This is a genomic window from Colwellia sp. MB3u-55, assembly GCF_014076785.1.
Classification (GTDB): domain Bacteria; phylum Pseudomonadota; class Gammaproteobacteria; order Enterobacterales; family Alteromonadaceae; genus Colwellia_A.
The window spans coordinates 1-10,261 of record NZ_JACGUS010000049.1; the positions used below are offsets into that span (position 1 = coordinate 1).

Here is a 10,261-nt window from a genome sequence, read left to right on the forward strand (position 1 = left end):
CTATACCATAAGAAGTTAAATCAATTAACTTGCCAAAGGAAACAAGTATTAAGACGCTACCAAGAATAATGGCTACAACTAAATCAATCCAATAACTAATATCCATATTAAACATCGATCCTTAAGTATATATAACGCCCAATTAACAGGCAAAAAATGGTTGGCTATAATAAGTGAACGTAGTGAACAAAAAGCCAACTGTTTTTTGTCCTTGTTTAATTTCTTGTTATGTTGAAATTTGCGCAATCAAATGATTAATAATATAAAAAGTAAGAAAAAAGCCAATTAATAAGCCTAACAATCTAATGTTTTTATGTGCATCTGAAGGTATGGCTAGCATACTTGCTATACCTATTTTTTCACCAAGTTGCCAAGCTAAACACTTGTCCAATCCCCAGAAGGTTAAAAACAGATAAATACTTACTAATGATTCATAGTTTTTATCTAAATAATGAAAAGTAAAAAATAAAACTATACAAAGTAAAGCTAAGGCAAAGATGACGCTTTTAAATTTTTTTATCACCTAACCTTTCCTTGAAACATAACGCTTACATAAGCGGAAAATTATAGTTGGCTAAAATTTTGAGGAACGAAAAACAGCCAACTGTAATTTTTCCGTTTGATGTTCTTGTTAGTTGAACTTTAATTAAAAGCAACTATTTTACAATAAGTTATCATGTTTGTGGGATATTAGGAAGAATCCAAAAACATCCAGTACCACGACACACTAAACCCTGAACTTTGAGCCAAACACCACAGTTAATTTAGATAATGACTTTACCGCAAAAGTATCTTTAAAAGCGTAAAGTCTATTAGCGATCATAACCAAACTTCTATGGCGAAAACTTAAGCGTAACCCATCAAACTAATTTAGAAAATACCGTTTTTACACATAAATATTAACGTGATTTCGTGGTGCCAACTAACGCCCATTTAAGGGGCAAAATAGAGTTGGCTAAAATAGGTGAACGGAGTGAACAAAACAGCCAAATTTATTTTGTCCCTCTTGAAATTCTTGTTATATTTCATTGCTTGAATATATGCTCAAGATTGGAAACTTATGTTCCCCAAAAGAAACAGTAATAGATTGTGTTTCTTTACCTTTGAAATTTAACTTGTATTCAAGTGGGCTGGTGCGACTGCCGTCAGCAAATAATGCGATTAAATGTCCATGTTCTAAATTACGATTACCCGCAGATAAATTAGTTAATGTAATAACACTCCAACGCTCACCTAATTCGTTGCTCATAAGAACGTAGTTATCTATTTCGAAGTCTCCCTGCTTAGGCTTGATATTATTATCATTAGGGAAAGATAAATTAATACTTCTCGATACAGAACGGTCAACGCTTAGTATTTCTATAACTTCTGCTTGTGTTGCCGTAGAAAGTAATATTAAAAATGGAACAATATATTTTGCCATGCAGAATTATCCTGAAATATAACGCCACGTTAAGCGGCAAAAAATTGTTGGCTAAAATTGTGAACGGAGTGAAACAGCCAACTGTTTTTTGTCCGTTTGAACGCCTTGTTAGGCATTCGATTTAATACTGTACTTTTTACCGCAATGCATGCAAGTAAATGAGTTCATTAATAATACCTGTAACACTATTGAAGACCAACCAGTTAAACCTTTATATTTAACACTAAATGGCGGGTTCTCAGAAATTTGAAAAAACACCCGTTTTTGACAATGACTGCATTTTAATTGAAAAGAAGTTAACAGGTAAAGAATAGCCATTACAAGAAGAGAAATTAAAGAGATTACTAAAATTAGATTACTCTCGATTCCTAATGTTGGCAAAAATACAGAAATTAAAAAAACTAGCATACACACCCAAGCAATAAGAACACAAACACTTGCAAATATGATGGTTCTTGACCGCGGGAATTCAACTATTTCATTGCTATTCGCTGGTATTGGATCTGGTTTTTTATTCCGCCTAATCCAGCTGACTAAAAACGCGGCTAAAATGCTACCAAAAAATGAAATTAGAAATACACTCATACTCTAGGAATGCCTAACGCCTTACTAATGGGCGCATAAATGCTTGGCTAAAATTAGCGACGAAGGAGCACAAGCCAAGCGTTTTGCGTCCTTTTAAGTAACTTGTTAGGTGCTTTCTATGCTGCTTTTCTTGTATAAATGCCATGTGACAAAAGCAAGCATTACGATAAGAAAACTTAAAAACAAACCTACATAAATAAATACTTTAAAAATGCTTTCTAAATAATTACCAGCATCAACATGCGCTTCTCGCATGCCTTCAACAAGAATTAAACCTAACTCTTCGTTTACTTCTAATTCTCCAGACTTTACTTTCTCCGATAATTCAACATAGACGGGATTATTATCCATATTTTCAATCTTTTGCTTGTTGATTTCAATTCCAACATTACCGCCAACAATAATTCCGAAGGCAGTTAAAAACAAAAGAGATATCAAGACTACTTTTAGAGATTTAATTGGACGACTCCATAGGCACCTAACGCCTAATTAACAGGCAAAAAGTAGTTGGCTAAAATAGGTGAACGGAGTGAACAAAAAGCCAACTGTTTTTTGTCCTTGTTTAATTTCTTGTTATACATAGTCTACACCGAAATATTATAGGAACATATTGCGATCATGAAAACCAACTTTTGATTACCGCAAATGTATAAATTAGAAGTCCGGATACACAAACAAAAAAACCAAAAAATGTAATTATTACACCAAAATCAACAAGGCCAAAAATTTTATTAAGACCAATGCCAACAAATAAAATTATAAACCCGATAACAAAGGTAAATATTGATTTGCTCACTTTTGATGCTTCTGGAGTTTTCAAACTACGTCCTATGAAAATATGTATAACGCCCAATTAACGGGCTAAAAATTGTGGGCTAAAATGGAGCGAAGCGAACAGCCCGCTGTTTTTAGTCCTGTTGAATTGCTTGTTATGTGTGCCGAATTCATACAAACTTTAAGTTTATTCTATATGTAAAACTACAACCAAAACTCAATTGATTTTTTAGGGTATGTCGCTGTTTCATCAATAAAATTGGCGAGACTAATTAAATCTTTTATGAATGCTTTAATATCAACAACAATTCTGTATTCAACCTCATCATTGCCACCAAGATATAAATCAGTTTCTAATTTTTCTACATTTAATTCACGAATATATTTTCTTAATAGAACAGATGCTTCAGGTAAACTTTTTTTGAGTATCGTTGTTTCTTCATATTGATCAAATGGACGATAAACACAATAATCTAAAATTAATTCATTCCAAATATCGAAAACTCCATAACCATACATAGCTGAATAGGTATTTATAGAAATGTCAAAATGTGGCTCGTGAATTTGTGCTTCTACATACCACTCTTCAAGATCGATCGCTACTGCACATCCTTCTTTAAAAAGGCTGGTTTTTTCTGAAACCTCAGGTTTGTAATATATAACAGTTTTCATACATTCAACTATCAGATTATGAATTTCAAGCTAAAGAAAATAATCTAGCAATACTTTCTATTGGACGCGATGAACACATAACGCCCAATTAACAGGCAAAAAATGGTTGGCTAAAATAGGTGAACGTAGTGAACAAAAAGCCAACTGTTTTTTGTCCTTGTTGAATTTCTTGTTAGCTGTACTTAGGTGAATAAATCAGCCTGTGCTTCAACCTGCTTTTTATTAAATTTATATTTTTTACCTTGAAGCGTTTCAAGCTCTTGTCCACTGTCAATTTTTCGTATGACAGTGGAAACAGAATGACCAGTAATCTGAATCTCACCAGTTTCATCGAGTTTTTGATGAATTAATAATACACATTCGATTGTCGTACCGTGTTTGAAACTAATAACTTCATTAAGGACGTCAAGGTTGAAATGTTTATCATTCATTGAAAATGAAATCGGCTCATTTTCATATACACCTTTCCACTTATATCTGCCTTCTTTTAAGACTGGCGCAATAATTTCAACTAAAGCGTCATCGACAGTAATAGGAGTAAGGTTATGGGAATGAATAATAAAGTTTCTAAAGTTATTCCGAAGTACGATACGTTCATCGGTAATTGGCATTCCGTCAGAATTTAACGCCGTTAAGCCTATTTTTTCTATTTTGTTATATCTATTTAACTGCTTATAAAAGTTAGACTTTCTTGTCACTACTTTTAGATTTGTTTCGAGTGACTCTGCAACTTTAGCAACCGTATTATCATTTACTTTTTCGCTTTCTAATTCGGTTTTAAGTTTCTTAATTCTTAATTTTTTCTCTTCAATACTTAGTCTCAGGTTTTGCTTTTGCAATTGATCCAATTCTGGGTCTGAAAATGGAATTCTTGAACTAACAAGAGTCATGATTGAAATAAAAATAGATACTTGGACGCCATTCTTCCCAATTACTTTCCAAGCTTCTTTCAAACCACCTTCACGATAAGCTTCTGACTCTAATTGAATCGACAGCTCTAATTCTTTAGCAACTTCCATAGCTATTGCTAAAAACTCAGATTCGCATTGATTTCGAACTAAAGCATTCATCGAATGAGATGAATCATTAAAATAGTAATGAAGTTCGAGTTTTTCGGCAGATAAATCCATTATTTTCAATCCTTTGATTGTATTAGAACCATTATGGAGGAATACAAAGGTGCGATGCAAGTTCTTGTACAGCTAACGCCCCATTAAGAGGCTTTTAATTGTTGGTTATAATGTGTAGCGAAGCGGAACCTAACCAACTGTTAAAAGTCCTGCTTGAATGGCTTGTTATATGCAATTTACACTTTCAGTAAGTTTGAAAACAATTGCATTTTTGTTTGAAATAATGCTATTTTTGTATGGACTACGAAGCTTACAGTAACCATCTTTAATAAAACTAACGGTAGACCATTCCATTATGTAGCCTGATAACCCACCAACCCCACCTACAATTTCAGTAGGATTTTTTGGAATAAAAAAGTTACCTAAATTATCTGTAAAGGCTGAGCCTAATACAATTGAAATTGAACCATCGGAAGCAGTAACAGCCTCATGTGACAAAACAACTTTAACTTCATTTAACGGTTTACCAGTTTCCGCATTTACGACTATGCCTATAACATCGAATGTCCCTACCGATTTAGTTACAGTGGCACAAGAACATAGTAAAAGGCTAATTACGGCGACTAATGCTGATTTCATAGTTTGCATATAACGCCCCATTAAGAGGCAAATAATAGTTGGCTAAAATAAGCGACGAAGGAGCAAATAGCCAGCTGTTATTTGTCCTGCTTGAATGGCTTGTTAGCCTTCTTTTAATCGAAGTCTGAATAGCCCCCTAATTTCCCACAGTGATTACATTTAAATATGTATGCGGCTGGTGAACCATCGGCGTCTAAAGCATTAAAATAGTTATTCCAGTCTTCTTCACCTATTTTATAGGTCTTAATAGTTTCGGATTTTAGTTGCTCAATTAAATCAGAACCAAATTCTTTTATTTCTTTTGCACCTGCTAATCCAATAAAGGAAGCCGCATCATTACAATGGGTCCACCACTTGTGCTCTTGCCACCCACTAAACCCAGGTGTACGAAAAGCAACTTCTTCTTTGATCTCAGGAGCAACTTCTGACCACGAGCCATAATCACCAACTGCGTCATGATCTGTAAATTCAGCATCGAATTTTTTATGCGCTTCTCCGTTGGCAATGCACCATGGGCAAATTGAATCTTCTAAGTCTTCCTCCGAATAAGGAAGACCTGTATAAATAAACCCAGTACTTTTACCGCAGCACTCACAAACACAATCAGATTCTTCAACCGAACCTGTAACAAGTGGTTCTGGGTGATACTTAAATTTTGGAAGTTCCATATACTCTCGAGAAGGCTAACGCCGTTTTAAGCGGCAAATTGCTGTTGGCTAAAATAAGTGAGGCACGAACAAAAGCCAACTGTAATTTGTCCGACTTGAAAACCCTTGTTAGGTGCTATTTATCCAATAACTCTGATGATTCAATTTTTTCTTTTGCATTTTCATTTTGAGGGTTTAGCTTAAGTGATTTTTTATAGGACTCTAATGCCAATTTATTTTCACCTTTAACTAAATATCCTTCACCTAAACTATCCCATGCATTCGCTGATAAAGGATAATATTCAGTATTTAAAAGAAAAAACTCTATCGCTCTATCAATATCAATACCAAACTGAGCATTATATAGGCGCTCGTACCCAAACCAATTGATGATATCTTCATAAAGATAAAAGTTAGCTCCTAATTTCTCTGATATTTTTTCAAAATGCAATTTGAGCTCAGATGCAGGGCGGAACCTCGCGTGATCATCAATCATATAACCATCAAAAATTGAACGTAACCCTTTATAAAAACTTAAAATTGGCATCGTGTGATGGTTTTCATCTAATCCAAATGTAATTGAATCAAAGTAAAGCCCCTGTTTTGGCTTTGTATTTAACTTTTCAATCAGTTGCTTCACATAGTTATTTTTAGGGTAAATATCGCTAACTCGATCTGAAGTAGCAACAAACAATCGACGTTTGTTTAATGACGGTTTTTGATAAAAGGGTTCTAACTGCTTAAGCATGAATTGATTATCCCACCACATACTAGGATCTATAGCGATATAAGCATTAAAAGTATCTGGTGTAGTGAATAAACTTTGAATTACCGGTAGACCGGTAAATGAATAACCTGTGAGCAACCTATAATCTGATGTTCTGTAATTTGAATCAATCGTTGGAATGAGCTCACTTTTAATAAAGTTAATAAACTTACCCGCTCCACCAGTTACATTTAGAGCTTGGTTTTTAGTTCCGCCATATTGTGTCAATGAGTTTGTTGGAGAGCTATCCCTCACTCTATTTTGGCTCACTATGCCAACAACAATCATTTCAGGAATCGTTGGGCTAGCATCCACGCTCATTTGATTGATCATGCCAGAAAACGTTTGAAAGAAACTATGCATATCGCCATCTAGCAAATAAAGTACGGGATATTTTGTATAGTTATTCTTATTGTAGGATTTTGGGAGTGAAACCCAGTACTCTCTTTTTTCTGTCAAGATATTAGATTGCAGGGTATTTTTCTCGCCTATCTTAATATCGTTAGCATCAGCATCAGCATTAAAAGATAATAATATAAACAAGATAAACGGTGTAAAAACCTTAACCATAAATACTCCATTTTGATGAAACTGCATAAGCACCTAACGCCTAAATAACAGGCTAAGTAATGGTTGGCTAAAATTGTGTAGCGAAGCGAAACGTAGCCAACTGTTACGTGTCCTTGTTGATTTTCTTGTTATGTGCTGTGTACGCTTCTAGTTAACATTTGATAAATACTTATTAAATAGGTTAAAACAATAACGCAAGAAATAGCCAAAAGACCATCATTAGGAAACAAGTACCAAGCTACTACGATTAAAATGCTTCTCAACACCGCATGAATTATGCCTACAGGATGATTAATTATCCATGAATAAACCACCCAATGAAGTCCTAGCCCAATCCCTAAACTTAAAGGAACAAATTCAGGGGCGTTTAAAAGCAATGGAATGTGAACAGCCCAGAGAAGATTAACCATTAAGATGCACAGTCCCATCAACTTTGCTAAAGGGTTTGATGATGAAACTAAATTTTCCTTCCTAATTTTAGCAATAATTAAAGCTATTGGAAAAATCCCACCTGTAGCAAAAAGTAAAATATATACAGAGATATTTTCATTAAATTGAGTACTTAAAAGTGCAACTAACCCCCAAACAATTATTCCTGCTATTGGCATTGAAACAGATCTGTTTGAAGATTTTTCAAATTCGTTTCTATAATCATCTAATGTCAAAATATTCATTTCCTTGAATTGAAGCATGCTCATCATTCTCTAAGCACATAACGCTTACATAAGCGGAAATTTATAGTTGGCTAAAATGTTTGAGGAACGAAAAACAGCCAACTGTAAATTTTCCGTTTAATGTTCTTGTTAGTTGCTTGGTATTTAAAGCACCAAATTAACAACAAGTTACCATAATATTGAGTGATACGGAAGAATACAAATACCCGTACCGCTACGTACAAAAGGTTGAACTTTGAGCCACTAAATTTCATGTGTTGAAGCGAACACACTAAACCTTAAATTGACAAATGAGGTTGGATTTCGCTGGTTAACAACCAAAAGCAAATGGCGAAAACTGAGCGAAACACATGCAAAGCCAATGTAGAATACACCGAATTTACGATAAAATATTACGCTTATTAGCGGTACCAACTAACGCCCATTTAAGAGGCAAAATATAGTTGGCTAAAATAGGTGAACGTAGTGAACAAAAAGCCAACTGTATTTTGTCCTGCTTGAAATTCTTGTTAGGTGCACTTTATTACCTGAACAGGTGAATTACAATGCTCTAAGTTCCCTATTAATTCGTTATTATCTGGATAGTTAGGGCAATTACCAATGTTAACAGCATGGACGCTACCATTTGGTTTTACCTCTACATCGACAAAAGATGCAACAAACTTGTCTCCTAATTGACGACTCCAAGTAAAGTGATAACTGGTATTATGTGATTTTAGGAATGTTCTATCTGGCACATTAAACTTACTAGTGAAAGAAGTTAAAATCATATCCTGACTCATTACATTTATACTCGCAGAACGTGCTGTCCAAGAGAACGGCCAAGATCTGGTGATATCGACAGATATTTTGCATTCGCCAATCTCCGAGGTGCGCGACAGTCCAGAAACTATCTCTCCATATTCAATGTTCTTTAAACTACTTGAGCCTGCTTGACTGAGCCAAACAAAAAGAATAAGTATTGGAATCCATTTACGGTTCATGATGAATACGCCTCACGTCCTGTGCACCTAACGTTTTGCTAAGGGGCAAATAATGGTTGGCTATAATGCGCGAAGCGCTGGCCAACTGTTATTTGTCCGTTTAAGCAACTTGTTATATGCAACGCTGGTAAAACCAAATATTACAATAACTTAAGTTGCCCGTAATATAAAACCTAACCGTGAATTTTTACGCTACACGTTAAAGATTGAACAAAACTAATAGCTTTGCACCTTTGAAAAAGGTAATTAGGCAAAGCTTATTAGTGATCTGCGTTAAACCAGTTTTAGCGAAAAACTACGCACTAGAAAGCACTTTATCTAAAGCTACGTTTTAATAGCATATAACGCCTAATTAACAGGCAAAAAATTGTTGGCTAAAATAAGTAAACGAAGTGAACAAAAAGCCAACTGTTTTTTGTCCTTGTTTAATTTCTTGTTATGTTTCTACCAATTACTAGCCGAATTTATAGCTTTATTAATTTCTTTAAAGTTACTCTTTAGAAAATCAATTTTGTTTTTGTAACGCAATAACAATGCAGAATTAGGATTCGAAATGGCATCACACCAATTGTTGCATGCCTTAGTTTTGTCGAGCTCTTGTGCCGAAGTAAAAGGCATGATTGTTTGAGCAACTTTAGAGTCGATTGTATTTAAGTGTTGCGTGAATACCTTTTTCAAAGCACTACCTTTATTTTCGACACCTTTATTAACAAATAGCACTCTAATGCTCTCTGCGAGGGCGAACTCCGACTGTTTTGAGATTAACCACTTGTTGAATTTTTCATGGTCTTCAATTTCAGGTTTGCAGATATCAAAGAGTGCCTTTTGAGTTAAATGAAACTCTTTAATAGAAAGAGAACTCATATATGCAGATTTCATTAATTCGCTTGGGGTAGCAAATAAAATAAAAGGAATAAAGATTAGAATTAACAGTGAATACTTCACCAAACTCTCCTAGAAACATAACGCCACATTAAGCGGCAAAAAATTGTTGGCTAAAATGTTGAACGAAGTGAAAACAGCCAACTGTTTTTTGTCCGTTTGAATGCCTTGTTATGCGATTTTTACATTAACACAAACCGTACAATTTATATAAATATTAACGACATAAAATACACATTTAAAAAACTCACAGCATTGCGACACACTAAACTGTGAATTTTGAGCCACTAATGAAAAGTGAATTTATCACTTACCTACTTTGGCGAAAAACTATTTAACCAAAAAGTGAAATAGATTTGATTACGCGTAAATAACCAAGTTAAAGAAAAGACAAATCCCAAAATTACATTTAATCGAATTCGCAATGCCGCATAACGCCCACTTAAGGGGAAAAATAGAGTTGGCTAAAATAGGTGAACGGAGTGAACAAAACAGCCAACTTTATTTTGTCCCTCTTGAAGTTCTTGTTATGTGTTTGATACACCGTCTATCTTTTTATATAAGTAATAAACCAAG

The 10,261-nt window shown here is 34.4% G+C and carries 12 protein-coding genes; all 12 read right to left on the reverse strand.

All coding sequences use genetic code 11. The features are described from left to right. Positions 1-226: 226 nt before the first annotated feature. Positions 227-523 (reverse strand): hypothetical protein, encoded by a 297-nt coding sequence (locus H4J66_RS01180; RefSeq protein ID WP_182169494.1) that lies wholly within the window; start codon positions 521-523, stop codon positions 227-229. 495 nt (positions 524-1,018) lie between these two features. Then, complete coding sequence (locus H4J66_RS01185; RefSeq protein ID WP_182169497.1) at positions 1,019-1,423, reverse strand: hypothetical protein; 405 nt, start codon at positions 1,421-1,423, stop codon at positions 1,019-1,021. A 690-nt stretch (positions 1,424-2,113) separates the two neighbouring features. Beyond that, positions 2,114-2,359, reverse strand: a complete 246-nt coding sequence (locus H4J66_RS01190; protein ID WP_182169500.1) for a hypothetical protein — start codon at positions 2,357-2,359, stop codon at positions 2,114-2,116. 265 nt (positions 2,360-2,624) lie between these two features. Further along, positions 2,625-2,828: a hypothetical protein gene (locus tag H4J66_RS01195; protein WP_182169503.1), complete on the reverse strand. Its 204-nt coding sequence runs from the start codon at positions 2,826-2,828 to the stop codon at positions 2,625-2,627. A 158-nt stretch (positions 2,829-2,986) separates the two neighbouring features. Then, positions 2,987-3,454 carry a hypothetical protein gene (locus H4J66_RS01200; protein WP_182169506.1) on the reverse strand — a complete coding sequence of 156 codons (468 nt, stop codon included), beginning with the start codon at positions 3,452-3,454 and terminating at the stop codon, positions 2,987-2,989. Positions 3,455-3,636: 182 nt separating this feature from the next. Then, positions 3,637-4,584: a hypothetical protein gene (locus H4J66_RS01205; RefSeq protein WP_182169509.1), complete on the reverse strand. Its 948-nt coding sequence runs from the start codon at positions 4,582-4,584 to the stop codon at positions 3,637-3,639. A gap of 165 nt (positions 4,585-4,749) precedes the next feature. Continuing rightward, positions 4,750-5,172 (reverse strand): hypothetical protein, encoded by a 423-nt coding sequence (locus tag H4J66_RS01210; RefSeq protein WP_182169512.1) that lies wholly within the window; start codon positions 5,170-5,172, stop codon positions 4,750-4,752. Positions 5,173-5,276: 104 nt separating this feature from the next. Next, positions 5,277-5,831, reverse strand: a complete 555-nt coding sequence (locus H4J66_RS01215) for a CbrC family protein (protein ID WP_182169515.1) — start codon at positions 5,829-5,831, stop codon at positions 5,277-5,279. 115 nt (positions 5,832-5,946) lie between these two features. Further along, entirely contained in the window at positions 5,947-7,173 is a 1,227-nt protein-coding gene (locus tag H4J66_RS01220) for an alpha/beta hydrolase-fold protein (RefSeq protein ID WP_182169518.1), read from the reverse strand. Between the two features lie 101 nt (positions 7,174-7,274). After that, positions 7,275-7,811, reverse strand: a complete 537-nt coding sequence (locus H4J66_RS01225; RefSeq protein ID WP_182169521.1) for a DUF7010 family protein — start codon at positions 7,809-7,811, stop codon at positions 7,275-7,277. Positions 7,812-8,329: 518 nt separating this feature from the next. Then, positions 8,330-8,803, reverse strand: a complete 474-nt coding sequence (locus tag H4J66_RS01230) for a hypothetical protein (RefSeq protein ID WP_182169524.1) — start codon at positions 8,801-8,803, stop codon at positions 8,330-8,332. 444 nt (positions 8,804-9,247) lie between these two features. Then, the gene (locus H4J66_RS01235; RefSeq protein WP_182169527.1) at positions 9,248-9,748 is read right to left on the reverse strand and encodes a hypothetical protein; all 501 of its coding nucleotides are present in this window, start codon (positions 9,746-9,748) and stop codon (positions 9,248-9,250) included. Positions 9,749-10,261 lie beyond the last annotated feature (513 nt).

What these genes read in the sequence shown, in the direction of transcription:
- H4J66_RS01185 (WP_182169497.1), bottom strand. Translation starts at nt 1,423, where the DNA reads ATGGCAAAATATATTGTTCCATTTTTAATATTACTTTCTACGGCAACA.
- H4J66_RS01190 (WP_182169500.1), bottom strand. Translation starts at nt 2,359, where the DNA reads ATGGATAATAATCCCGTCTATGTTGAATTATCGGAGAAAGTAAAGTCT.
- H4J66_RS01200 (WP_182169506.1), bottom strand. Translation starts at nt 3,454, where the DNA reads ATGAAAACTGTTATATATTACAAACCTGAGGTTTCAGAAAAAACCAGC.
- H4J66_RS01205 (WP_182169509.1), bottom strand. Translation starts at nt 4,584, where the DNA reads ATGGATTTATCTGCCGAAAAACTCGAACTTCATTACTATTTTAATGAT.
- H4J66_RS01210 (WP_182169512.1), bottom strand. Translation starts at nt 5,172, where the DNA reads ATGCAAACTATGAAATCAGCATTAGTCGCCGTAATTAGCCTTTTACTA.
- H4J66_RS01215 (WP_182169515.1), bottom strand. Translation starts at nt 5,831, where the DNA reads ATGGAACTTCCAAAATTTAAGTATCACCCAGAACCACTTGTTACAGGT.
- H4J66_RS01220 (WP_182169518.1), bottom strand. Translation starts at nt 7,173, where the DNA reads ATGCAGTTTCATCAAAATGGAGTATTTATGGTTAAGGTTTTTACACCG.
- H4J66_RS01230 (WP_182169524.1), bottom strand. Translation starts at nt 8,803, where the DNA reads ATGAACCGTAAATGGATTCCAATACTTATTCTTTTTGTTTGGCTCAGT.